At 49.9% G+C, this 25,470-nt stretch carries 24 protein-coding genes; 13 read left to right on the forward strand and 11 right to left on the reverse strand.

Annotated elements, in window-relative coordinates; genetic code table 11:
- The first annotated feature begins 35 nt into the window (after positions 1-35).
- Together ACO0LI_RS09555 and mnmH are read left to right on the forward strand one after the other, a co-directional pair.
- On the forward strand, positions 36-650 hold the full coding sequence (locus ACO0LI_RS09555; RefSeq protein ID WP_423032383.1) for an arylesterase: 615 nt from the start codon (positions 36-38) through the stop codon (positions 648-650).
- 4 nt (positions 651-654) lie between these two features.
- Complete coding sequence (gene mnmH, locus ACO0LI_RS09560) at positions 655-1,737, forward strand: tRNA 2-selenouridine(34) synthase MnmH (protein ID WP_423032384.1); 1,083 nt, start codon at positions 655-657, stop codon at positions 1,735-1,737.
- A gap of 14 nt (positions 1,738-1,751) precedes the next feature.
- Here the strand turns inward: mnmH and ccoS are convergent, their stop codons facing one another.
- From ccoS to ACO0LI_RS09595, 7 genes are all read right to left on the reverse strand, one after another.
- Complete coding sequence (gene ccoS / locus ACO0LI_RS09565; RefSeq protein ID WP_162041624.1) at positions 1,752-1,895, reverse strand: cbb3-type cytochrome oxidase assembly protein CcoS; 144 nt, start codon at positions 1,893-1,895, stop codon at positions 1,752-1,754.
- Between the two features lie 36 nt (positions 1,896-1,931).
- Positions 1,932-4,178 carry a heavy metal translocating P-type ATPase gene (locus ACO0LI_RS09570; RefSeq protein ID WP_423032385.1) on the reverse strand — a complete coding sequence of 749 codons (2,247 nt, stop codon included), beginning with the start codon at positions 4,176-4,178 and terminating at the stop codon, positions 1,932-1,934.
- A gap of 4 nt (positions 4,179-4,182) precedes the next feature.
- Positions 4,183-4,425: a heavy metal translocating P-type ATPase metal-binding domain-containing protein gene (locus ACO0LI_RS09575; RefSeq protein ID WP_422951058.1), complete on the reverse strand. Its 243-nt coding sequence runs from the start codon at positions 4,423-4,425 to the stop codon at positions 4,183-4,185.
- A gap of 481 nt (positions 4,426-4,906) precedes the next feature.
- Positions 4,907-5,890: a S49 family peptidase gene (locus ACO0LI_RS09580; protein ID WP_423032386.1), complete on the reverse strand. Its 984-nt coding sequence runs from the start codon at positions 5,888-5,890 to the stop codon at positions 4,907-4,909.
- 14 nt (positions 5,891-5,904) lie between these two features.
- A complete protein-coding gene (locus tag ACO0LI_RS09585) occupies positions 5,905-6,270 on the reverse strand; it encodes a Rieske (2Fe-2S) protein (protein ID WP_422951056.1) in 366 nt (121 codons plus the stop codon).
- A gap of 36 nt (positions 6,271-6,306) precedes the next feature.
- Positions 6,307-6,966 (reverse strand): HAD-IIIA family hydrolase, encoded by a 660-nt coding sequence (locus ACO0LI_RS09590; RefSeq protein WP_422951055.1) that lies wholly within the window; start codon positions 6,964-6,966, stop codon positions 6,307-6,309.
- A 101-nt stretch (positions 6,967-7,067) separates the two neighbouring features.
- Positions 7,068-8,075 carry an RluA family pseudouridine synthase gene (locus tag ACO0LI_RS09595; protein ID WP_423032387.1) on the reverse strand — a complete coding sequence of 336 codons (1,008 nt, stop codon included), beginning with the start codon at positions 8,073-8,075 and terminating at the stop codon, positions 7,068-7,070.
- Positions 8,076-8,714: 639 nt separating this feature from the next.
- On the opposite strand from ACO0LI_RS09595, the gene ACO0LI_RS09600 reads away from it, so the two are divergent.
- The 10 genes from ACO0LI_RS09600 to ACO0LI_RS09645 all read left to right on the forward strand — a co-directional run bounded on the left by ACO0LI_RS09600 (position 8,715) and on the right by ACO0LI_RS09645 (position 21,233).
- Positions 8,715-11,744 carry an Rne/Rng family ribonuclease gene (locus tag ACO0LI_RS09600; RefSeq protein WP_423032388.1) on the forward strand — a complete coding sequence of 1,010 codons (3,030 nt, stop codon included), beginning with the start codon at positions 8,715-8,717 and terminating at the stop codon, positions 11,742-11,744.
- A gap of 149 nt (positions 11,745-11,893) precedes the next feature.
- Positions 11,894-13,201, forward strand: coding sequence for a chromate efflux transporter (chrA, locus tag ACO0LI_RS09605; RefSeq protein WP_423032389.1), 1,308 nt, complete (start codon positions 11,894-11,896; stop codon positions 13,199-13,201).
- 84 nt (positions 13,202-13,285) lie between these two features.
- On the forward strand, positions 13,286-14,413 hold the full coding sequence (moaA, locus tag ACO0LI_RS09610) for a GTP 3',8-cyclase MoaA (RefSeq protein WP_423032390.1): 1,128 nt from the start codon (positions 13,286-13,288) through the stop codon (positions 14,411-14,413).
- Between the two features lie 118 nt (positions 14,414-14,531).
- Positions 14,532-15,080 carry a molybdenum cofactor guanylyltransferase MobA gene (mobA, locus tag ACO0LI_RS09615; RefSeq protein WP_422951105.1) on the forward strand — a complete coding sequence of 183 codons (549 nt, stop codon included), beginning with the start codon at positions 14,532-14,534 and terminating at the stop codon, positions 15,078-15,080.
- A gap of 1 nt (position 15,081) precedes the next feature.
- On the forward strand, positions 15,082-16,383 hold the full coding sequence (gene glp / locus ACO0LI_RS09620; RefSeq protein WP_423032391.1) for a gephyrin-like molybdotransferase Glp: 1,302 nt from the start codon (positions 15,082-15,084) through the stop codon (positions 16,381-16,383).
- Between the two features lie 107 nt (positions 16,384-16,490).
- On the forward strand, positions 16,491-17,333 hold the full coding sequence (locus ACO0LI_RS09625; protein ID WP_422951049.1) for a peptidylprolyl isomerase: 843 nt from the start codon (positions 16,491-16,493) through the stop codon (positions 17,331-17,333).
- An 88-nt stretch (positions 17,334-17,421) separates the two neighbouring features.
- Complete coding sequence (locus ACO0LI_RS09630; RefSeq protein ID WP_423032392.1) at positions 17,422-17,787, forward strand: ComEA family DNA-binding protein; 366 nt, start codon at positions 17,422-17,424, stop codon at positions 17,785-17,787.
- A gap of 139 nt (positions 17,788-17,926) precedes the next feature.
- Entirely contained in the window at positions 17,927-19,132 is a 1,206-nt protein-coding gene (locus ACO0LI_RS09635) for a hypothetical protein (RefSeq protein ID WP_423032393.1), read from the forward strand.
- An 8-nt stretch (positions 19,133-19,140) separates the two neighbouring features.
- Positions 19,141-19,569 carry a hypothetical protein gene (locus ACO0LI_RS09640; RefSeq protein ID WP_423032394.1) on the forward strand — a complete coding sequence of 143 codons (429 nt, stop codon included), beginning with the start codon at positions 19,141-19,143 and terminating at the stop codon, positions 19,567-19,569.
- An 11-nt stretch (positions 19,570-19,580) separates the two neighbouring features.
- The gene (locus ACO0LI_RS09645) at positions 19,581-21,233 is read left to right on the forward strand and encodes a diguanylate cyclase domain-containing protein (RefSeq protein ID WP_423032395.1); all 1,653 of its coding nucleotides are present in this window, start codon (positions 19,581-19,583) and stop codon (positions 21,231-21,233) included.
- Here the strand turns inward: ACO0LI_RS09645 and ACO0LI_RS09650 are convergent.
- Positions 21,209-22,270 carry a questin oxidase family protein gene (locus tag ACO0LI_RS09650; RefSeq protein ID WP_423032396.1) on the reverse strand — a complete coding sequence of 354 codons (1,062 nt, stop codon included), beginning with the start codon at positions 22,268-22,270 and terminating at the stop codon, positions 21,209-21,211. The genes ACO0LI_RS09645 and ACO0LI_RS09650 overlap by 25 nt on opposite strands.
- A gap of 90 nt (positions 22,271-22,360) precedes the next feature.
- On the opposite strand from ACO0LI_RS09650, the gene soxR reads away from it, so the two are divergent.
- Positions 22,361-22,831 carry a redox-sensitive transcriptional activator SoxR gene (soxR, locus tag ACO0LI_RS09655; protein ID WP_422951043.1) on the forward strand — a complete coding sequence of 157 codons (471 nt, stop codon included), beginning with the start codon at positions 22,361-22,363 and terminating at the stop codon, positions 22,829-22,831.
- A gap of 16 nt (positions 22,832-22,847) precedes the next feature.
- On the opposite strand, the gene ACO0LI_RS09660 is transcribed toward soxR, so the two are convergent.
- From ACO0LI_RS09660 to yfcF, 3 genes are read right to left on the reverse strand one after another with little or no spacing between them, the layout of a single operon-like run.
- Positions 22,848-24,326, reverse strand: coding sequence for a DNA recombination protein RmuC (locus ACO0LI_RS09660; protein ID WP_422951042.1), 1,479 nt, complete (start codon positions 24,324-24,326; stop codon positions 22,848-22,850).
- Positions 24,327-24,376: 50 nt separating this feature from the next.
- On the reverse strand, positions 24,377-24,790 hold the full coding sequence (locus tag ACO0LI_RS09665; protein ID WP_422951041.1) for a group II truncated hemoglobin: 414 nt from the start codon (positions 24,788-24,790) through the stop codon (positions 24,377-24,379).
- A gap of 34 nt (positions 24,791-24,824) precedes the next feature.
- Entirely contained in the window at positions 24,825-25,457 is a 633-nt protein-coding gene (gene yfcF, locus ACO0LI_RS09670) for a glutathione transferase (protein WP_422951040.1), read from the reverse strand.
- Positions 25,458-25,470 lie beyond the last annotated feature (13 nt).

Here is a 25,470-nt window from a genome sequence, read left to right on the forward strand (position 1 = left end):
CAGGTCACGTCAGCAGGCTATCAAACCAAGCCCTGATGTTTGTGATGTTTGCCGTCTTTGCTGTATTCACATTCACTACATTACCTGCTTATTCTGCATCAAAAACCATACTCGTGCTCGGCGACAGTTTATCAGCCGAATATGGCCTGGCACGCGGCAAAGGCTGGGTAACACTGCTGGAACAAGGATTGCAGCAAAAAAAAATACCTGCCACAGTCATCAACGCCAGCATCAGTGGTGACACCACCAGTGGCGGCAAAGCCAGATTAGGCACGCTGCTGGAAAAGCATCATCCAGATGTCGTCATCATAGAGCTTGGTGGCAATGATGCCCTGCGTGGTCTATCACTTAAGGCCTCTGAAGATAATTTCAAGGCCATGATAGACATGGTGAAGGCGCAGCATAGTAAAGTTTTGTTGGCAGGAATGCGGATACCGCCCAATTATGGGCCAGATTATTCTGAGCGATTCTTTTCCATGTATGGAAAACTCGCGAAAGCCAACAAGATTGCACTAGTCCCGTTTCTGCTGGAAGGCATAGCAGAAAAAGAAAACCTGTTCCAGTCTGACCGCATCCACCCGATTGCAGAAGCACACCCGGCCATACTCAATAATGTCTGGCCGCATTTGCTGCCATTGCTCGGCAAATAACACCATGAAATATCCTGAGCTACTGGATTTTCCAGAGGTATTCCAGCAAAGGTCAGAGTTTGACACTATTATCGACGTCCGTAGCCCGGCTGAGTTTGCCGAGGACCATATTGCTGGCGCCATCAATTGCCCGGTACTCAACAATGAAGAGCGCATCGTTGTTGGCACCATGTACAAGCAAATAGGTTCATTTGAAGCCAAGCGCCTGGGAGCGGCCCTGGTAGCAAAAAACATAGGCCTGCATATAGAAAACCTGTTCCAGGACAAACCCCGTGACTGGAGACCATTGATTTATTGCTGGCGCGGCGGCAACCGCAGCGGCGCCATGGCTCATATCTTTGCAAAAATCGGCTGGCCAGTCACACAACTGAATGGAGGCTACAAAGCCTACAGGCAATTTGTGAATCAAAGCATCAGCACTACGCCTGCTCAATTCAAGTGGCAAGTTTTATGCGGCCCAACCGGTAGCGGTAAAAGCCGTTGCTTGCATACCCTCGCCGGGCTCGGCGCACAAGTACTGGATCTGGAACAACTGGCGAATCATCGCGGCTCAGTATTGGGTGATATTCCCGGACGTACGCAAGCTTCACAGAAACAATTCGAGAGCCTGATTTTTGAGCAGCTACAGCGATTTGATCAGCAAAAAATGATTTTCGTTGAAGCAGAAAGCAAGAAAATCGGCAAACTTAGGGTGCCGGACAGCCTCATGCATGCCATGCGCGCCTCGTCCTGCGTGCAACTTTGCCTTCCCATGGAAAAACGTGTAGGGCTATTGGTAGAAGAATATGCGCACTTCATACGCAATGCAGAAAGCCTGGGGCAACAACTGGACTTTCTGACTCCTTTGCACGGCAAGGAAAAAATTTCCCGCTGGAGACAAATGGCGGAATGCAGCAAACTCACCGAGCTGGTTAAAGAATTGCTGGAACAACATTATGACCCAGCCTATAGCAAGTCAATTGCAAGAAACTTTGCGGAATTTGCGAACGCAAGGCGAATAGTTCAAAACGATATAAACGAATCAGATTTTCTTGAATCTGCACACCATATATTGCCTCTGGCGAATCCAGGCATGAATGACGTTTAAGCGTAGCCGCAGATTCAGCCATCAACATCATCGACGATTCTTTGTCCTTCATCTTCCAGGCCATCGAATTGGCGGTGATTGACCGCCCACCAGAATACCGCGCCAATGGCGAATACTAGCACCAGACTCAAGGGTATCAGCAAATAAAGTATATCCATAATTTCCTGCGTCAGCCTTTTTCAATCAGCCCTACATCAGTCCTGTATAAGATAGACGGGTTGCGGCAATAAATACAGACGCAGCGCATTTAACACAACGATCAGCGAGCTCAACGACATGCCCAGTGCCGCATGCCAGGGCTCCAGCCAGCCGCACATGGCTGCGGGTATCGCAAACAAGTTATAAAGTACGGCCCAGGCGAGATTTTCACGTATCAGTCTATACGCCTTGTTAGCCACAGTCATACCAAAATCCAGGTCCAGCAAGCGGTTCGACATCAGCAATACGTCGCTGCGTGATTGGGAAATAGGCGCGCCCTGCCCCATCGCCACCGACACGTCTGCCAGCGCCAGCACAGGCCCATCATTCATGCCATCACCAACCATGATTACTGTCGCGCCATTGGCCTGCAGTTTTTGAACTACCTCATATTTGTCTGAAGGGCTCAGCCCTGAGTATGCTTCCTGAATATCGCATTGCTCAGCAATTTTATTGACGACATCTTTCCTGTCGCCAGACAGGAGCATGATTTTCTTGCCCTTGCCTTTCAGGTTCCTGATCGCTTCCGCCACGTCTTCGCGTAATATGTCATCGAGTGCAAACCAGATGAGATTACCGCGCCTGCTCGCCAGCACGCTCAGCGTGCGCCCGGTAAAGCACTCAGGAACACAGCTATCATGATCATGTACGCCACTGGCAAACTCCACACTACCGAGGCGATACACTTCATTTTCAAATTCAGCTTCTATGCCACCACCGGGGACTTCCCTGACTTTGACCAGGTCAACAATATCCTGAGGCAGGGCATTTTGCGCAAGGTAGTCAGCTATCGCCCGGGCTACCGGATGCGCAGACTGGCAGGACAATGTCATCGCAATTGCGACGTTCCTGCCCTCCTCATCTGTACTGAGCATTTCCATGACCTGCAATTTACCCATGGTCAATGTACCAGTTTTATCAAAGACGATATGCGTAGCATTTGCCATGGCCTGTATGGCTTTTGATTTCGCCATCAATACACCATTTTTTGCCAAAATACCGATGGCAGCCGACATGACACCGGGCGTTGCGAGGGACAAGGCGCAGGGGCAGGTCACGACGATGATGCTGATGGCTATCCACAAGGCACGGCCAGCATCTATCTGCCACCAAACTATGCCACTGACAAACGCCAGCAAAAGGATAATGATCAAAAAGCGGCTGGCATGTTTGTCAGCCAGCAAAACCAGTAGCGGTTTTTCCAGCGATGCAGATTCCATCATACCTATCAGTGCTGACAATTGCGTCGCTCCACCCACCTCTTTTGCCTGCATCACCAGAGCACCGTGAATATTCACTGAGCCCGCCAGCACGTGGCTGCCCGAGGTTTTAGTGACTGGCAAAGACTCACCCGTCATCAAGGCTTCATCACAACTGCTGTCACCGCTGATCACCACGCCATCTGCAGGAATATGTTCGCCAGCAGCGACCATCAAATAATCACCTGCCCGCAAGGCAGACACATCGACAGTCTCAAGAGCCTGCTGTGGATAGGTCAGAAATCGTTGTGCCATTGTAGGTGACAATTGCGTCAAAATTCGCAATGCCGCGGTAGTGCGTTTCTGTACTTTTGACTCGATCAGGCGTGCACCCAACAGAAGAAAGACAAACATGATGGCCGAATCAAAATAGACGGCACCACCATGAAAAGTTGCCCAGATACTGGCGAAGAAAGTCAGCAGTATCCCCAGGGAAACTGGCACGTCCATACCTATATGGCGATTTTTCAGATCGCGCCAGGCCGAAGCAAAGAAAGGCAAGGCAGAGAATGCTATGACGGGTACTGCAATGATCATGCTGGCCAGCTTCAGCAGTTTATCGATATCTGGCGTCAAGTCACCGTCAATCTGAGGCACAGGCACCATGTAGGCTGGAAAGGCATACATCATCACCTGCATCATGGCAAAACCGGCAATAAACAGGCGCCACAGGGCGCGTTTGTTTTCTTTTTGCTCCAGTTCATCTGGAGACTGACTGGCAGGTAAGGCACCGTATCCAAGATCGCTGATGGCAGCGAGGATGCGTTTTAGCGTCAGCAAATTGCTGTCCCAAGAAATATCGGCACGGTGGCTTGCAGGATTGATTTTAAAAGATGCGACCCCTGCCAGTTGCCTGATGCGAAATTCTATCAATTGCACGCAGGCAGCACAGCGCATGCCAGAGAGGTTTAATTTCTCACTGACAAATTGTTGCTGCGGAGCAGTACCATGAAAGTCTGATATCACGTCATTTCTATTTACCATGGCATCAACCGACCAGCGCCTGACTGGTTTTACTCTTCATATACTCATCCACCAGATTATTGTGCTCCACTGTACGCAACACCGCGAGACAGCCATGGCAACACACTGACTGCGTGCGACCATCAAAATGGGCTGTCAATGCATTGCTTTTGCGCATTTTTTGACCGCAATGAAAACAGTCTGTCTTTTCACCATCTTTGAAAGTGAATAGCAAGGTCTCAAATAGCGATGAAAATACAAATGCCATGGTGAATGTTCAAACCAGGAAAAGGACAAAACGAAGAATGAAAACGCTTTAATGAAAACACTTTGATACTACAGGAGAGAAAATTAAGACACTTGATTCAAATCAAGTATGAGAAAGTAAAACAGACATAAAAAAACGGTAGCGTTGCACTACCGTTTCTTTTACTTCATGGATGCTGTTTGACTACTACTATAGCTAATGCCGCTAACTTGGCGAGGGTTCTTAGAAACCTCAGGTCCGTAAAAAACGGATGGGTGCTTCACAAATTGTAGGTCTATCCACTTCATTAATAACCGGCACACAAGACACCGGAGCTCAAATTCATTCCGCCTTGGATACAAAAAATATTTTGTATATCGACCTCCTTCTTTTGAACCAGTTACGCCCCTAATATATGCCAACTCAATAACGAGTGAAAGAAAAAAATAACTATGTATGCAGCCAACCAGATTAACAAAATCAACCAAACTAAATAGCAAATTTAGCGCATGCTAGGATTATTTCCCTTTAATAAGGTAGTTGCCGCACTGGCACCTATAGAAGCACCAAATTTCTTTAAAACACGCTCAGGCAAACCTTCTTTTTGGGTGTAATCAACGATATTTTCTACCTTGACGACATCGCGTGCGACAGAATCCACAGAGCCAAAATCGTCTGCCAGGCCCATTTGCACGGCTTTGCTGCCTATCCAGAACAGGCCAGAAAACATTTCCGGCGTTTCTTTCAGGCGCTGACCACGGCCCGCACGCACGGTATCAATGAATTGCTGGTGGATTTCATTGAGCATGGCTTGGGAAAATGCTTTTTGTTTTTCTGTCTGCGGTGAAAATGGGTCCATGAAACCCTTGTTTTCACCTGCGGTCATGAGACGGCGCTCTACACCCAGTTTATCCATCAGGCCGGTGAAACCAAAACCATCCATGAGTACACCAATAGAACCAACCACACTGGCCTTATTGACGAAAATTTTATCGGCTGCAACGGCAATGTAATAGCCACCAGATGCGCAAATTTCATCCACTACGACATACAGTTTTTTCTCTGGATATTCTTTGCGCAATCTGCCCATTTCATCATTGATCATGCCAGCCTGCACTGGGCTGCCGCCGGGGCTATTGATGCGAATAACCACTGCCACAGAGCCAGGATCAGCAAAGGCCCGGTTCAACGCAGGTATCACGGTATGCGCGCTGCCCGAGCCTTCAGACTCTATGGTGCCGTCTATTTCTATCAGCGCGGTGTGATGTCCGAGGTTTTCCATTTCACCTGTTGCATAATCGCTGAAATAGTAAAACGCGAATATGACTACCGACAGAAATGCGAACCTGAAAAAAATACTCCAGCGTCGGCGCAGGCGCTGTTCACGTAATGAATCTGTCGCCAGCTTCTCCAGCAACTGACGCTCCCAGCCCGCTTCTTTTTTTTCGCTTTCCGCTACTGGCGAATTTGATAATTGCTCGTCCATGTTTTTTCCAGAAATCAGGCAATGACAGCTTGTATATAATCATCGGGATGCCAGTAAATCTGCCCGTCTTCTTCACTGACATTAATTTTTCGCAGACGACCACCGCGACAAGGGCCGCCGGTGCAATAGCCGGTATCTGGCTGGTAAATCGCACCATGGGTGGCGCACATGATGTAAAGACCGCTGGATTCCAGAAATTCGCCCGGGTTCCAGTCCAGTTCCACCGGCACATGGGCGCAGCGGTTCAGATAGCCATGGACTGCGCCATCATAGCGAATCACAAAGCCAACAGCGTCATCACTGCCGGCAGTGACCGGAAAGCGCACGCCCTTGCCACCTTCTATCAACTCATCTGACTTACATACAGAAATTGACTTCATCTTTATCTCTTCTTTACTGCTTATCTACCAATGTGATCAGGCATTTTCACGCAGCCATTCATGCAACTGCGCCACATCTTTTGCAGAAAACAGAGGCTGCATGTTTTGCAGGGCCAATACATCGTGTGCACCATACTCAACCGCAATCGCTGCAGCGCCAGCATTATTGGCCATCTGCAAGTCGTGGGTGGTGTCACCTATCATGACAGTGCGGCGCATATCCTGGCCCAGTTCACGCGTCAATTCTTGCAACATGGCAGGGTGCGGCTTGGAAAATGTCTCGTCGGAACAACGGGTCGCATCAAACACTGAGGTCAGCTTGGCAGTATGCAAGGCGCGGCTCAGGCCAACCCGGCTCGCGCCTGTAGCCACCGCCAAAAAGTAACCCTCTTGTGCCAGTTCAGCCAACATTTCCCTGACACCTTTAAACAGAGGCAACTCATGGTCCCTGGTCAGGAAGTGATGACGGAAACGGTCAACCACCTTGGGATAGAGTTTTGGGTCTATGCCAGGCATGGCCACCTGTATTGCTTCGGGCAAGGCCAAGCCGATAACATAAGAAGCGATATCTTCTTTAGGAACTGGCAAGCCAAGGTCTTTCGCTGCGGACTGTATACACTTGACGATGGCAGCAGTGCTGTCCATCAAAGTCCCGTCCCAGTCAAATACAATTAAATCGAATTGCTTTTTTGCCATATATTCAATAAACGCGCATGCATGAGCATGCGCGACATGTTTCTCATCAATAACGGCATCATACCATTACTAAAGCATTAAGACTTTTCCTGACCAGACCACTAAGTAAGGCTTTTCAGGAAATCTTCACATTCTTTTGGCAAGCCTGCATTCACCGTCACGGTCTTACCGGTTTCTGGATGAACAAAGCTGATCTGGTGTGCATGCAGGAACATGCGTTTCAATGCACCGCGATCTTCAGTAGCCTTAAGCAAAGCACGGTTCAGGGAAAAATCGCCATATTTGTCATCGCCAGCAATAGCAAAACCACTGGCCGACAGATGAACGCGGATTTGGTGGGTACGCCCGGTTTTGAGTTCGGCTTCAAGCAAGGCGAAATCACGATATTTTTTCTGCAAAGTAAATACCGTATGCGATGCCATACCATCGGCCTGCACCCGCACACGGCGCTCACCTTCCGCCGTTGTGTATTTATGCAAAGCCAGTTTGACATGCTGGCGGGCATTCTTCCAGTCGCCATGCACCAGGGTCAGATAACGCTTGTCCGTAACACCATCACGCATTTGTTCGTGTAAATTTGTTAATGCGCTGCGTTTTTTTGCCAGCAAGAGTATTCCTGAGGTTTCCCTGTCCAGCCTGTGCACCAGTTCCAGGAACTTGGCATCTGGCCTGGAAGCACGCAATTGTTCAATGACGCCATAACTGATGCCTGAGCCACCATGCACTGCCACGCCAGCCGGTTTGTTAATTATCAACAAATGATTATCTTCAAACAGGATGGGAAATTCATGTTTTGGTGCAGTCTGCTCTGTGGGTTCTGCCATGCGGATTGGCGGGATACGGACAACATCGCCCTCCACCAGACGGTACAACTGGTCTATGCGGCCTTTATTGACACGCACCTCGCCAGAGCGCAACACCCGGTAAACATGGCTTTTTGGCACGCCTTTACAAATACGCAGCAAGAAATTATCGATGCGCTGCCCCGCCTCTTCTTCCGAGATCGTGAGCATTTGAACTTTGGGTTGGGAGGCCGAAGGCTGCTGAGGGGGAGTCTTTTCCATCTGAATTTGATGTGCTCCCCTATTAATTGTCGCTAAGTCCTTCATTTTGAATATATAATCATTTTCGCTTCAGCATTTTGTGCTTTAGCAGTGTAAGAGGAATAAACGCCTATTTTACACAGGGGCATGTCCATAAGCCTCGCCTGTTTGCAAATTTGATGGAAAAGATGTGTATGCAGCGTCATTTGCAGGTCAAGGTAGCAGCCAATTGTTGTTATCGGGCATAGACAAATGAAGTTGGATCAGAGAGTTTGAATTGTAAGGATATTAGTCTGGCAAGAGGCGCGGGTTTAAATATGAACCTGTGAGCTTGCCGGTTGATGGTTGAGGTAATAGGGTCGATTCCGCCAGACACAACACAATAAGATGGTCTGGCACCAAAGTTGCGCATCGCCTGGCGTTGTACTTGCTTGTTCAATCAATAAGCAAGTCAGTCAACGCGGGGGACATGTGCACTCGAACTCAATTTACCCTGACTGTCCGCGCCCAACGCAAAACAGATGGCCGTATTGCCATATCATCAGTTCTATTTGGATTTTCATGGCCATATAGACTCCGCCCTGTTTTGCTTCAGGCATTTCCCTCCCCCTCAAACACTCCGTTCCCGCGTACATCCCGTATCAGTACAGTTGCCCCTTCAATGGATGGCAACACAAGATGACCACCAGGTCACGGAGTAAAAACATGAAACGTATGCTGTTCAACGCGACGCAGCAAGAAGAGTTGCGCGTTGCCATTGTCAATGGGCAAAAGCTGATTGACATTGATATCGAGACTGCCGGTCGCGAACTGCGCAAATCGAATATCTACAAAGGTGTGATCACTCGTATCGAACCTTCCCTTGAAGCCTGTTTCGTCAACTACGGCGAAGAACGTCACGGTTTCCTCCCCTTCAAAGAAGTTGCCCGCACCTATTTCAAAGAAGGTGTGGACGTACGCAATGCTTCCATTAAAGAAGCGCTGCGCGAAGGCCAGGAAATCATGGTCCAGGTTGAAAAAGAAGAACGCGGCAACAAGGGCGCAGCCCTGACCTCGTTCATTTCCCTGGCTGGCCGCTATCTGGTGTTGATGCCTAACAACCCGCGTGGTGGTGGTGTTTCCCGCCGCGTTGAAGGTGAAGATCGTCAAGAATTGCGCGAAACCATGGACAAACTGGACTTGCCAGGTGGCATGTCTGTGATTGCCCGCACAGCTGGCATAGGCCGCAATGTTGACGAATTGCAATGGGATTTGAATTACCTGATGCAACTCTGGCGTGCAATCGAAGGCGCTGGCAAGTCTTCTCCTGGTGCCTTCCTGATTTATCAAGAATCTTCCCTGGTCATCCGCGCCATCCGCGATTATTTCCAGCCTGACATTGGTGAAATCCTCATCGATACCGATGAAATCTACGAACAGGCCCAGCAGTTCATGAGCCACGTGATGCCAGACATGGTGCATCGCGTTAAACGTTACAGTGATGATGTACCGCTGTTCTCACGTTTCCAGATCGAACACCAGATCGAAACAGCCTATTCCCGTACCGTACCACTGCCATCCGGCGGTGCGATCGTTATCGATCACACTGAAGCCCTGGTATCTGTGGACGTCAACTCGGCCCGCTCCACCCGTGGTGGCGATATCGAGACAACCGCTTTCAATACCAATCTGGAAGCAGCTGAAGAAGTAGCCCGTCAATTGCGTTTGCGTGACTTGGGTGGTTTGATCGTGATCGATTTTATCGACATGGAAAACGCCAAGAACCAGCGCGAAGTTGAAACCCGACTCAAAGATGCCCTGCGCTATGACCGCGCACGTGTACAAATGGGCAAGATTTCCCGCTTTGGCCTGATGGAATTGTCACGTCAGCGCCTGCGCCCTTCGCTGTCCGAAGGCAGCCATGTGACTTGCCCACGTTGCAACGGCACTGGCCATATCCGCGACACCGAATCTTCTGCCCTGCAAGTCCTGCGCATTATCCAGGAAGAGGCAATGAAGGAAAACTCAGCAGCGATCCACGTCCAGGTACCTGTCGATGTTGCCGCTTTCCTGCTGAATGAAAAACGTGGTGAGATTCTGAAGATAGAAACGCGTCACCGCGTGACTGTCATCCTGATCCCGAACAAGCATCTGGAAACCCCACATTACAAACTGGATCGCCTGAAAACAGATGATCCGCGCCTCGAAGACCACCACGCCAGCTATGCCATGGCTGAGCAGGCTGACACCGACATCGGCTATAGCAAACGTCAGAAAGAAGACGTCAAGCCACGTCAGGAAGCCGTAGTCAAGAGCATCACTCCTGAAACCGCACCTATCGTTGAACGTAAAGAAGTAGCACCAGTGGTTGTTGCACCAGTTGCAGCCCCGGCAGAACCTGGCTTCTTTGGCAAACTGTTTGGCTTCCTGTTTGGTAAATCCGAGCCAGCAGCTCAGGTAGAAGCACCAAAACCAGCAGAAGAAAAAACTGGCGAACGCGATCGCATCGCCCGTGGTTCCCGCAATGGAAATGGCAATAGCAACAGCCAGCGCAACCGCAATCGCCGCAACCGTGACCGTGACGAACGTGAAGACCGTCCAGCGAAAACAGATAAGGCAGAAAAAGCTGAAAAGCCAGAGCAGGAAACAGCCAAGCCGGTAGCCACGGAAAATCCACGCCCACCAAAAGCACCTAAGCCACCACGTGAAGAACGTGAATCCCAGGAAACCCGCCGCGAACGTCAACAGCGTCAACGCGACGAGCGCAAGGAAAACCAGGCTCAGGACAGCAAAGAAGAACCTATCCACAAGCATGTAGATCCTGTGCCTGTTGATGTCATGCCTGCTGCACCACAGCTGGAAGCACTGGAATCCGGTGCCGAAAACGACAATAGCGAGCAAGGCGAAGAACGCCGTCGCCGTCGCCGTCGTGGTGGCCGCAACCGTAACCGCCGCGACCGTGATGGTAACGAGCAAGTCAATGAGCAAGGCGAATTGCTAATTGATGGCAGCGAAGCAATCGACGCCAATACTGGCAATGATGTAGCCGCAGTAAACACTGTGGTCACTCCTGTAGTTGCAACGCCAGTAGCGCCTGACAACACGGTAAACCATGTTGCTGAAGCCATTCAGCCTGCGAGCTTTACTGAAACGGTGAGTGCATCAGCATCTGCGCCAACTCCAGTGACAAGCGCGCCGGTTTATGTGGCTGATGCCGTAGTTGATACAGCTGTTGCACCTGCGGCACCTGCAGCACCTGCTATTACGACACTGGTAGCAGTTGTTGCACCACAAGAAGTCATCAGCGCACCAGCAGTTGCTGCCGCTGCTGAAGTTTCTGAAGCCCCTGTAGTGACTGCTCCAGCAGAAGCAAGCACAGCTGCTGCTCCTGTAGTTGCAGCTGCACCTACAGCCATTGCAACTGAGCCAGCACCAGCTCCTGAGGCAATCTCTCCTCCGGCGGAAGTTATCCCTCAAGCTGCAGCCGTTGAAGTAGCGCCAGCTCAGGTAGTTGCTGCACCGGTAGTCAATACGCCAACAGCAAAACCACTGGATGCGACCATGCCTTTGGAATCCTTGCACAACATGCTGAAAGATGCCGGACTGGAATTGGCCAGTACCGACCCAGTGAAACTGCAAGCAGCCAAAGCAGAAGCAGAAAAACTGGTTGCACCGGCACGTGTTCCTCGCGAACGCAAACCACTGCCAGTTGTTGCTGATGAACCATTGGTGATGGTGGAAACACGCCACTCATGATATGAGCAAATGACCCGTAACAAGTCTTTTGTACGGGCTTAAGAAAAAACCGGCTTTCTTTTTGATTGCCGGTTTTTTTTATGAGCTTCACCCGACAAATGGTAATTACCAGCAGAATATTCGTCCGCAAGATATAGAAAGTATTACCCTTGCCTGATCACGAAATCTCACTGAAAGCTGCATTCCTGTACTGGCTCAAGCTGGGATTCATCAGCTTTGGTGGACCAGCAGGGCAAATTGCATTGATGCATGCAGAACTTGTGGAAAAACGTCGCTGGATCTCTGAAGCACGTTTTTTACATGCCCTGAATTACTGCATGCTCTTACCCGGGCCTGAGGCGACGCAGTTGGCCATTTACATAGGCTGGCTCATGCACAAGACCAGGGGCGGCATCATGGCTGGCCTGCTCTTTGTCTTACCCGGGCTTTTGATATTGATCCTGCTGTCCTGGATATATATGGCTGCTGGTGACAATACTGCAGTCCAGGCAATCATGAGTGGCATCAAGCCTGCCGTAGTCGCGATAGTTCTGGCTGCCGCCTGGCGCATCGCGCAGCGTACCTTGAAGAGCAGCGTATTGATTGCAGTCGCCATGGCCGCCTTTGTTGCCATCGCCTGGTTACATCTACCCTTTCCTCTCGTGATCATAGCGGCTGCATGTACCGGCCTGCTATTTCGCAAACACTGCAATCCCGTAAAATCAGCCCATGGTCGCGCCGCAAATCCGCATCTGCCGGCCATCATTGATGACGACACACCCACACCCGTGCACGCCCGCTTTTCCTGGTTAAAACTGTTCGTCACCTTAAGCCTGGGGATGCTGCTAGCTATCGCAGTGTGGCTGTTGCTAGCATTTAGTTTTGGCCTGCCCCATCCCTTGACTGATATGGCCAGTTTTTTTACCAAGGCAGCCATGTTCAGTTTTGGCGGTGCCTATGCAGTGTTGCCTTATATGATGCAGGCAGCAGTTGAGCAATATCATTGGTTAAGCACTGCACAAATGATGGATGGCCTGGCACTGGGTGAAACCACTCCCGGACCATTAATCATGATCGTGGCTTTTGTTGGTTTTATTGGTGGCTGGAGCCAGGCATTTTTAGGAGGAGATCATCTACTACTGGCGGCAAGTCTGGCAGCCGGTGTTGCCTGTTTTTTTACTTTTCTGCCTTCTTTTATTTTCATCCTGGCAGGTGGCCCCCTGGTTGAATCCAGCCGAAATAATTTGCATTTGAATGCACCTCTGAATGCCATTTCAGCAGCAGTAGTTGGCGTCATAGCCAGCCTGGCCTGGTTGTTTGCCAGCCATGTTTTTTTCAAAGATGCGGCAAACCTGGATATTCAAGCCATCATACTCACTGCCCTTGCCAGTATTGCAGTTTTCAAATTCAAGCTATCCACCGTCAAGCTGCTGGCAGCTTGCGCCTGTGCGGGATACATCCTATCTCTGTTGGTTTAAATTCAATAAAGGCCTGCGCAATCACATGAGATTCCAAGTCGTGCTATTGTTCATCATTAAGCATAAAAATTACCAGCTCCAGCCATGACGGAAAAATTTATTCCGCTATCAGCATTAACACGCTTCCGCCCTGCATTGTCTGTTCCAGAAGTATTAACAACACCCGATGGTCAATTGCAGGATGCCTTGTCACGTCCCTTGCATGATCTGCGTATTTCCGTCACAGACCGCTGCAACTTCCGCTGTGTGTACTGCATGCCTAAAGAAGTCTTTGATAAAGACTACCAGTACCTGCCGCATAAATCCCTGCTGAGTTTTGAAGAAATTACCCGTGTCGCCAGCATATTTGTGGCACACGGTGTCAGGAAAATACGCCTGACCGGCGGTGAACCCTTATTACGCAAACATCTGGAACGCCTGATAGAAATGCTGGTCAGGTTACGCACTGTCGATGGCAAACCGCTTGATCTGACGCTGACAACCAATGGTTCATTACTGGCCCGCAAGGCGCAAAGCTTGAAAGATGCAGGTCTGACGCGGGTCACCGTGTCGCTGGACGCACTGGACAATGCCATTTTCCAGCGCATGAATGATGTCGATTTTTCAGTGAATGAAGTGCTGGAAGGCATAGCAGCAGCAGAAGCCGCCGGCCTGGGACCTGTGAAGGTTAATATGGTCGTCAAGGCAGGCTTGAATGACCATGAAATCGTGCCCATGGCCCGCTATTTCAGAGACACGCCACATATCCTCAGGTTCATAGAATACATGGACGTAGGAGCCTCCAACGGCTGGAAACTCGATGAAGTCATCCCTTCCTCGCAAGTCGTGCAACGCATACAGGATGCCGGAATGCCCCTGCTTGCCCTGAATGCCAACTATACGGGTGAAACAGCCACACGCTGGCGTCATGCGAAAAGTCAGGATGGCCAGGGTGAACTGGGATTCATTTCCAGCGTAACCGGAGCTTTTTGCCGCGACTGCAGCAGGGCCAGGCTATCAACTGAAGGCAAGCTTTACACCTGCCTGTTTGCCAGCCACGGACATGATTTGCGCACCCTGTTGCGCGATCCTCAGCAACTACCGGATCTGGCAATTGCGAATGTCATCGCCCATATCTGGCAACAACGCACTGACCGCTACTCTGAATTGCGCAGCCAGAATACTGCTGGCCAACAACGAAAGAAGATAGAAATGTCTTACATAGGCGGCTGATAACAGTATCATAAGTACTTTAGATTTCAGCAAGTCGATTTCAGTGTCAAATTCAAGCACGCCCCTGAAGAAAGAGCTTATCACTGGCCTGGTACTGGCAGGTGGCCGCGGCACGCGCATGGGTGAAATAGATAAAGGCTTGCAATGCCTGCACGACAAGCCCATGGCCGTGCATGTACTGCAAAGACTGGCGGCACAAACGGCAACTGTCATGATCAGCGCAAACCAGAACCCTGACACCTATAAGAAGTTTGGCTGCCCAGTCCATGCTGATAATATGCAAGACTTTGCTGGCCCGCTGGCGGGAATACAGGCTGGCTTACTATATTGCACTACACCCTATTTGCTTTGCGCGCCCTGCGATTCGCCATTTTTTCCAGCCGATCTGGCTGAGCGCCTGTCGTCTGTCTTGCTACAGCAAAATACAGACCTCGCCATAGCCACGACTTTGGAAAACCGCGAAGGAATTTTGCAAAAACAAATTCATCCTGTGTTTGCACTCATGAAAACTAGCGTACTACCCAGATTGACAGCATATCTTGAAAATGGCGGACGCAAAATGCAGGCCTGGCATGCCTGCCTGCAAATAAGCGAAGTCTTGTTTGAGGATAATGCAGCATTCAGGAATATCAACACGCTGAAAGAATTACAGGAACTTGAAAACTGATATGAATACTGTCCCAGGAGTAGCCAACAAGCTGCAAGACATCACCGCAAGCATGTCTGACTACAACCCCAATGCCCTTACAGTTCAACAGGCGCAAGATATCATGCGCGCCTATATCCAGCCTGTTTGTGGAATAGAAAAACTCACCATACGCCAGGCTCTGGGGCGCGTACTGGCGACGGACATCACTTCTCCGATCAACGTACCTGCCCACAACAACTCTGCCATGGATGGCTATGCTTTGCGGGGTGAAGACTTAGCTGATGGACAGGAACTGAAACTGAAGGTCACAGCTACTGTACTGGCAGGCGCAGAGTTTACCGGTACAGTCGGGCGAGGAGAATGTGTGCGCATCATGACAGGCGCGCTCATGCCAGCGGCCTGCGATACGGTAGTCCCGCAGGAATTCACGACAAAAATCAGTGATGACAAAATCAGAATAAGCGCAGGTAGTTTGCGCGCAGGCGACAATCGCCGCCTCAAAGGTGAAGACCTGGCCATGGGCACAATCGCCCTGCATAAAGGCAAGATACTGACACCAGCCGACCTTGGACTGCTTGCCTCGCTGGGCATCCCAGAAGTCAGCGTACAGAGACGGCTGCGGGTCGCCATATTTTCTACCGGTGATGAATTGCGCTCTTTGGGCGAAACACTGGAAAGCGGCTGTGTGTATGACAGTAATCGCTACACCCTGTATGGCATGCTGATGCGCATGGGTTGTGAGGTACTAGATATGGGCGTGGTGCAGGACAATCCCGACGCACTTGAAGCAGCGATGCGTAGCGCCTGTGAAAATGCCGATGCCATCATCACTTCAGGAGGTGTCTCTGTTGGCGATGCTGACCATACCCGCCAGTTGATGGACAAGCTGGGCGAAGTTGCCTTCTGGAGCATAGCCATGCGACCTGGCCGCCCCATGGCCTTTGGCAAAATCGCCTCAGCAGGCAAATCTGCCTATCTGTTTGGCCTGCCGGGTAACCCGGTTGCCGTCATGGTTTCTTTTTATTTTTTTGCGCGCCAGGCTTTGCAGCAAATGAGCGGAGCAGAAATAACACCTTTTCCCATATTCAGCGTCAAATCGAATGCAGACATACGCAAACGGCCAGGGCGCACAGAATACCAGCGCGGCATATTGTCCGTACGCGCAGATGGCGAGCTTGGCGTCAGTATTACAGGTTCACAGGGCTCCGGTATTTTACGCTCCATGTCAGAAGCCAATTGCATGATCATCCTGCATGATGACCAAGGCAATATTGCTGCTGGCGAAAAGCTCAGCGTGCTGCCATTTGCAGGTCTTATCTAAAAAATACAGTCACAATTGTATAGAAATCGTAACAGCTTCCAGCTTGACGATAAAAATAGGGATAAGCAAAGTAAAATACTGCCATTTACTTACTTTTGGAGAACAGTTTGAAAGCGACATCATGGCTCTTGGGTGCCTGTGCATCTATTGTATTACTTAGCGGCTGCGGCGGTTCCAAGTCAGATACGGCTGCCGTTGTACCATCCGTGACAAAAGTCACAACGGATCAGGTCGTTTACCGCAAGGTAACCAACTTTACGATTACCGGCCAAAATCTGGACAAGGGCTATAACGCCAGCATCCCTGCCTGCCTGACCATTACAGAATTGCCAGGTGGTACGGCTACCCAGCGCGTATTGTCCTGCAAACTGGTTGGCGTTGGCTCAACGACTTACTCCATTACAGCGGCAAATGGCACGACACTGTTCTCCGGTCTGGTCAATCTGACACTGGCTGCACAGCCACAAGTCACGATGACAACCAGCATGGGCACGATAGTCATCGAACTCAATCCTGGCAGAGCACCTATTACTGTCGATAATTTCCTGAACTATGTCGAAAATGGCTTTTATGTAAATAAAATTTTCCATCGCGTCATCAAGAGCGCTATCGTCCAGGGCGGCGGCTTCACATCTGATTTGCAGCAGCCGACAACACTGCCAGCCATCAAACTGGAAACACCAAATGGTTTGAGCAACCTGCGCGGCACTATCGCCATGGCGCGTACCAGCGATGCAAACTCTGCAACAGCACAGTTTTACCTGAATGCAGCCGACAATACCGGTTTTGACGGGCTGACAGCAGGCACTGGTTATGCAGTATTTGGCAAAATTGTGACTGGTTTGGATATCATGGACAAGATCAATGTCGTGCCAACCACAACAGCCGGCGGCATGTCTGATGTACCTGTAACACCAGTACTCATTAATTCGATGGTACAAACACAATAACATGCTATGCTGCACTCAGCAGCGCTCATGAACTTTGTAAAAAACAGGAGCCTCGTGCTCCTGTTTCACTTTTTGGGATGGAGTAAAGATGAAAAAACAATGGCAGGCAATCTTGTTGGCGACCACGCTGACAACCATGGCTATCGGCAGCGTTTCTGCCGCCGACGCATCCAAGAAAGCATCGACTAGCGCGGCTGTTGCGGCAACGTCTGCATCTGCGGCGGCATCGGCTTCAGCATCGGCAAAAACCGAGCTTCTGGATTTGAACAGCGCGACAAAAAAAGAATTGGCAACCCTCCCTAAAATTGGTGATGTACGCTCAGATGCAATTATCAAGGGGCGTCCTTACAAAGGTAAGGATGAATTGCTTAGCAAAAAAATATTAACCGAAGATGTTTATAACGGTATAAAAGATTTGGTGATCGCCAAACAAAAACCTGCTGAGAAAAAATAATCATGTAGTCCCATGCAGTGTCTGTAAAATCCGTTAACAGACACTGCACAAAACAGCTTGCCTTTGATCGTGTAGCACTTTGCCGTGACAGTGAGGTTCTATGTCAAGCAGGTTTTTACATCTTATTCCATGCATCAGCATGCTCACCCTGGTAACACAGGTGCATGCTGCAGATGACAGCAAGCCATTTACCATCAGTGGTTTTGGCACACTTGGTGTCGTTCATAGCAACACCCGCAATGTTGATATCGTCCGCGACCTGACGCAGAATGACGGTGTTGGTTACACCAGACAAACTGATTTTGGCATGGACTCCAATTTTGGCCTTCAGCTCAACAAGAGCATCAATGACAATATCGACACAGCCCTGCAAGTTGTCAGCCGCAGATCTACAAACAAATTCCAGCCTGAAGTCACCTGGGCATATGCCCGCTACGTCCCGAACGATAATCTGCAGTTGCGTGCAGGCCGCCTTGGATTTGATGTTTATCTGCTGGCTGATTCACGCAATGTCGGCTATACCTATCAATGGGTAAGACCTCCCATTGATTTCTTTGGCAGCCTGATCATTTCCTATTTCGATGGCGGTGACATGGTGCTCTCTACACCATTGGGTGGCGGCATATTGCGTGCCAAAGTCTTTGCAGGTGTGGCCAAGGAAAAAACTTCAACAGGCAGCCCGGACGAATTCTTGTCCCTGAACCGTTCGCGCCTGCTCGGCGGACATCTTGAATACCAGACTTCAAACTGGATATATCGCCTGGGCTACAGCCAGCTTACATTCAAAAATGAATTCCCGCCTTTGCAGCCATTGCTGGACAACCTGCGTTCACCTTACCTGAACGCCTTTATTCCCAGTGCCGGTCTGGCGAATGACCTGTCACTGACAGATAAAAAATTCACTTATCTGTCGGCAGGTATTGCCTATGACGAGGGGCCCTTGCAGGCTCAGCTCATGCTCAATCAACTGAGCTCGGCATCCCTGCTCTTCCCCACCAACAGGGCCGCCTACCTGACTGTCGGTTATCGCATCGATCAATGGACACCTTATTTTACTTACTCGGCATCAAGACCCGTTAACAAAAGCACTGCCAGCCGCCTACCGCTGAGCGTCAGCCCCGATATCGATATGCTTGCAGCAGCCTTCAATGACGCAATCAATAATCAATACAATCGCCAGACCACTTTCTCTCTCGGGGTGCGCTATGACCTGACAGAAAAAAGCAATGTGAAATTACAAGTAGATGACATCAAGACAGATGACTATTTTTTGGTCAGGAATAATCAGCCCGGATGGAATGGCAAAGCCAGGCTGATCAGCATTGCCTACAATTTCATTTTTTAGAGAAAATGATGAGAGTCCTTTGCCATCTTCTCTTGTGTCTTGGTTTCTGGGGCTGCTGTCATGCAGCACAGGCAGACCTGGTGGTGATTGCCAATCCACAAAGTGGCATAGAAAAATTGAGCAAGGATGAAGTCATCAACCTGTATATGGGCAGAAACCGCAAGCTGGCATCTGGCATGAATGCCATGCCGCTGGACATGACGGCAGCCAATACTGAAAAGGCGAAGTTTTATGCATTGCTGGTCAATAAAAATCTGCCCGAAATCAATTCTTATTGGGCAAGGTTGATGTTTTCTGGCCAGGGCTCGCCGCCCATGCAGGTAGAATCGGCAGATGAGGTAATGGATATCGTCAGCAGCAACAAGGCGGCCATAGGCTATATAGAACGGAAGAAGCTGGATAAACGGGTCAGAATGATTTATGACCCCACACAATAAGTGATTCCTGCATGTTAAGACTACTACGTACCAGCATCGTTTATCGCAGCGCATTCATTGTGCTTGGTATTGCCCTGCTTGTAGGTATATTTTTCGCACTGCTCAGCTATCATTTCTCTGCCCAATCTGAACAGGAACAGGCCCGCCAGCGCATGCAGGCATCGTTGAGCACGGTTGAAAATACCGCCAGCATAGCCTGCTTTGTACTAGACCAGAATCTGGCAGGAGAGCTCGCACGCGGCTTATTAAAGAATGGCGATATCAGCCGGGTGCAAATCATTTCAGAAGGTAAAGTCCTTGCCCAGGCTGACAAGAAACCGGTCAAAGGCAGCGATCAATCCGCGCTTGCCATACTGCCCGGTATCAGCCCATCCAATCAACTGGTGCACGAAGTTTATTCTCCGTTCAATCCTAAAGAAAAAGTCTGCGAAATTCACCTGGACCCCAACATTGATTTCATCAGGGACCAGAGTACAGCCAAGGCGCGCTTCATCGTCTATCTCTTGTTATTGCAGGCGTTGGCCATGGCTTGTGCAGTGGTGTATGTCGTACTGACGATGATTACCAGGCCGATTAAAAATATATCAGACCGCCTGCATACCCTGGCACCAGAATCCGGTGACAAGCTGGGCCTGCCAGATGGCAATGAAAAAGACGAAATCGGTCAATTGGTACGCGACGTCAACACCCTGGTCGCCAGCCTGCTCAAGACACTCAATGAAGAGCGGACCCTGCGCATGCAGCATGCGATAGGTGAGAAAAAATTCCAGACCATTTTTGAAAATGCAGAAACCGGTATCTTCCAGCTCAATTTTTCTGGTGAACTGCTCTCTTACAACCCTGCCTTCCTGCGCATGTTCAGTCTTGACGATCATGGTGGCAAAGACATTATTGCGAATGCCCTGACTTCATTGCTGGAAGGCCAGGAATTACGCTTGCACCTGATGATCGATGCGGCTATCAATGAAGCCAGGATCATGTCTGACGACTTTTACATACAGCTGGCAAGCTCAAGCAGCAAGAAGTGGATTAACCTCGTCATCAGCCCGGCCGAAGACGGCATATTGCAAGGCCTGGTGAATGACATTACTGAACGCAAATCGCAGGAAGAAAGTGCCAATCAACTGGCGGTAACCGATCATTTAACTGGCATCAACAATCGCCTGGGCTTTGAAAAAGAAATCAGCCGCCTGTCCAGGGAATATACCAATGGCAATGCACAGGGTTTTTTCCTGCTCATGATAGATCTGGACAAATTCAAGCAAGTCAATGACAGCCACGGCCATACCGTTGGTGACCAGGTACTCGTGCATTTTTCCCGCCTGGTCAGCAATACGGTCAGAAGATCAGATTTCATTGCCCGCCTCGGCGGCGATGAATTCATCATCCTGTTAAAAGACCTGACACATCTGGAAAAAGCAGAAGAAATTGCTCAAAAAATCATTACCCTGGCCAGCCAGCCTATCGTCATCAATGAAACCCTGTGTGTGCAAATTGGTGCTAGCATAGGCATCAGTTATACTGGCCCAAATGAATTTGATGCCAGTGATTTACTCAGTCAAGCCGATGCCGCCATGTATGAAGTCAAGCGCAGTGGTAAAAATGCCTACCGCGTTGTCCACCTTGACAGTGGCAAGCATCAACAGGCAAACGATACTATTTGATCTTCCAGCATTTCCATGACCACCATCTGGTAAAGCAGATTGGGCTGCAAACTGATTTCCAGGGCGCAGGTATAAGTCAGCTTGATCACGTGGTCATCATTGCTCTCTATCGCCCTCGCAAACAAATCCGACCAGGAGCAGAGTTGCCTGTGTTTTACGCGCATGCGGCTTTCATACACGGATTCAGACACGAGCATTGGTGCGCCAACAGAGACGTATGCTGCGCATAGCGCTACCCATAGATCTTGCAGCCTGCTGAACAGTGTTTTTTGATCGAGATAAGGCAAGACCTGCCTTGCCGCGTTGACACCCGTGACTATATGCAAGATCGTAAAGTCCCTGGTTTGCCCATAAGCTGAAATCGCCCAGAGCGCCAGTTCATCCAGCAAATTTTCAGTGACAGGCATGCCCGGCAAATTTTGCAAAAATTGTTCATCATTGACGACTGCCCGCATTTTCTCTGCAATCATCCTGCCTGGATAGGTTTTGCCTCTCATGCCTTGCGATAATTGATAAAAACCAGATGCAACCGAACCGGCAACTGGTCGCGTTTCGATATCGATGCTGATATCAAAGTTCGCGGCAACCAGTGCAGCGAGACTGGCCGCTATTTCCCCGTCATGCTCAGCTTGCAAACCATAAGCCAACCGTATCAGTGCATGAAAGGCGGTCGTTGCAGGAGCGAATGGGACACGAACCAATAAATCCCTGATGACTTCGCTTTTTCCTCGCTGCGCAATACGAATGGCAAAGCAGGATTGCAGATCAGCAAAGTTTTCTCTCTTGCCAAGATAAGCCTGAAAGTCTTCATACCTGATGGTTACAGCGGGAGGCAAGGCTGGCAAGGCATAAGTATCGCGCCAATGCGCAAAGAAGTCCTGCAAACGTCTGTCACTCGCCCCCATGCCGGCAAGTGCGCACAAGGCCATGGGACAGTGGTTGGTGGTTCCCTTGCCATTCAGGGCGAACGCCCTGTTCTTGTCCAGCAAGTCCTTAAGAATCAAATTACTGCACATCGCTGTTGTTGAAGCCGTCATTTGCACTCTCCATCGATAGTTGATGTGTTGTAGTATGCAAGTTCAAGTTAACTTGAAGTCAAACACTTTTTTATGCATTGAGGTGAAATGATGGCTGATGCAAACAATACAAATCTGATCAGCATAGGTGAACTTGCCGAACGATCAGGCATCGCCGCCAGTGCTTTGCGCTTTTATGAAAGCCGTGGTTTGATTACCAGCGTACGCAGTCCTGCGCAACGTCGCCAATTCCCGCGTGAGGTATTGCGTCGCGTTGCCTTTATCAAGGCGGCGCAAACAGCAGGGCTGACACTGGAAGAAATAGAAAATAGTCTGGCTACCCTGCCCGGCCAGCGGACGCCGACAAAGCAGGATTGGGAGAAGCTATCGAGATCATGGCATGCCCTGATAGAAGAGCGCATCAGGTCATTGACAGCCTTGCGTGACCAGCTAAGTTCCTGTATAGGCTGCGGCTGCCTGTCGCTCAAATCCTGCGCGTTATATAACCCACAAGACATTGCCCATACCAGAGGTACTGGGCCGCGTTATTTAATGGGTGATAAATCTTCAGACCTGGTTTAATCAGGTCAAAGCATCTTTATTCAGTATCTGCATCACCAGCATCAATGCTGGTACCCAGAAGGCTTTGCGCAGTATCAGCAGGTAAGGCTTCAACGCTTTTGAGTTTGCGTGTCATTTGCCGCGTTCTGACTTCTGCCTGATCAATATTTTTTGCCGCTTTTTCCAGCGCGACTTTGGTGGCGGTCAGTACATCGGCAAACTTGCCAAACTCTGTCTTGACCGCTCCGAGTACTTGCCAGACTTCTGATGAGCGCTGTTCCAGCACCAGGCTACGGAAACCCATTTGCAGGCTGTTCAGCAAGGCTGACAAGGTAGATGGGCCAGAGATGGAGACGCGGCAAGTACGCTGCAATTCATCAGCCAGACCCGGCCTGCGCATGACTTCTGCATACAGTCCCTCAGTCGGCAGGAACAGGATGGCGAAATCTGTCGTCAGTGGTGGTGACAGGTATTTCTCAGAAATGGTTTTGGCTTCCAGGCGTATCGCTCTCTCCAGCTCTTTGCCTGCCTGCGCTACGCCCTCTGCATCGGCACGCTCTGCGGCATCGATCAGGCGCTCATATTGTTCCTTGGGGAATTTTGCATCGATGGGCATCCATACCGGTGCCCTGTTTTCTTCCTTGCCCGGCAACTTGATGGCAAATTCCACCCGCTCACCTGAGCCTGGTATGGTTTCTACATTTTTGGCATACTGGTCTGGTGTCAGCATTTGTTCAAGCACCATTTCCAGTTGCACTTCGCCCCAGGTGCCACGGGTTTTCACATTCGTCAGCACGCGCTTGAGATCACCAACACCTATCGCAAGCTGCTGCATCTCACCCAGACCTTGATGGACTTTTTCGAGACGGTCAGAGACTAGCTTGAATGATTCGCCCAGGCGCTGCTCCAACGTCGCATGCAATTTTTCATCCACAGTCTTGCGCATTTCTTCTAGCTTACCTGCATTGTCAGCCTGCAATTGCTGAATTTTTTGTTCCAGCGTTGCGCGTATTTCGTTCATGCGCTGGGCATTTGATTCTGTCAGTGCCAACAGAGTTTGATTCAGGCTATCACCAAAGCGTTTCAGGCTTTGGCCCTGCTCGTCACGGGCGACCTGTCCCTGCAAAATGAAAGCCTGCCTGAATTGTTCCAGTTGCTGGGCATTGGTTTCATTGAGCTTCACCAGTTGCTGGGAAAATGCATCGATCTGGTTATTTTGCAGCGTGGCCACGCTGGTCAACTGGGCCGCCAGGTTTTGCTGTAACTGGCCGAAGCTACCAGACAGTTCCTGGCGGCCAGTCTGGGCAGTCAATTGCACCTGTTCTCTTAATGCGCGTTCACTGCGTTCCTGCGTCATTTGCGACTGCAATGATTGTTGTTGAGTCTGGCGCAGTTGCTCCTGTATGGCAAGTATGCCACTTGCATCCTGCGTGCCAGACTTACGCAGTAACAGCAAAATATTCAGGACGACGGCCAGCGCAGCCAGCAAAAGTATCAGTACTTCAAACAGGCTCATAGAAAAATATTCAGGTGAAAAAGGGATTTCAAATTGCAAAGCCTGGAAACTCAGCCAGGACGGTTGCGCATCCAGTCAGCCGTCTGATAAAACGATTGCATTAAATGCTGCTGCAAATCTTCACTGACGCCAACATCTTGCATGGCCCAAGCCATGCAGCGCAGCCATTGATCACGTTCGCTGCTGGCGATGGCATATGGCAGATGGCGTGCGCGCAGGCGCGGATGACCAAACTGCTCTATATACAAATTAGGGCCGCCCATCCAGCCAGACAAAAACCAGAACAGTTTGTCGCGTGATCCATCCATGGGAGTGGGATGTAGTGCACGTATGCCAGCAAATTCTGGCTCCAGTTCCATCAAGTCATAAAACCGATCAACCATCTCACGCAGTTTTTCTGCACCACCCAGCAATTCATATAAATTGACCTGGGCTTCTTCATTATTTTCAACTTCAGTATTCATGTCATCGCTAATTTAAAACCGCTCTTAAAACCATTCAGAGTGCTGGTCTTGCCTGATTCACCCACAATTGCACTGCAGGTCTTTGCCACTGCTGGGCTGCGAACCGGACTAATTTTTCAGGCACCTGATCGCCATGCAGTGCCAGACGATTAATCATCAAAGCGAGATCAAGATCAGCGACAGACCAGTCACCAAAGAGGTTTTCAGCATTCTCTGGTATCAATGATTCACCCACCAGGAACAATTGCGCCGCTGCTGCTTTGGCAGCGTCAGACAAGGGTTCCAGCTTCTTGCCATAGAAGATGACCTGGGTATTACGCTCTACCCGTATAGGCATCAGGGCGCTACGTATCCAGGCTTGCACCTGCCTTGCCCTGGCGCGGGCGTGAGTGTCTTTGGGATAAACTGCATGCTGTGGAAATACTTCTTCCAGATACTCGGTAATCGCTGAAGATTCGGATAAGGCAAAACCATTGTGCACCAGAGTAGGCACACGCTGCGTCAGGGACGTGGCTGCATAGTCGGGCGCATGCTGGGCGTCTGCCTCCAGATCTACTGTCAACAACTCAAAGTCCAGGCATTTTTCATGCAAGGTAACGAACACCGACATCGCATAAGGGCTAGTAAATTGTGAATCCACATACAGTTTGATGTCTTGTTTTTGCAAGATATATCCTTTT

It is taken from the genome of Undibacterium sp. Tian12W, assembly GCF_049339405.1.
Lineage (GTDB): Bacteria > Pseudomonadota > Gammaproteobacteria > Burkholderiales > Burkholderiaceae_D > Undibacterium.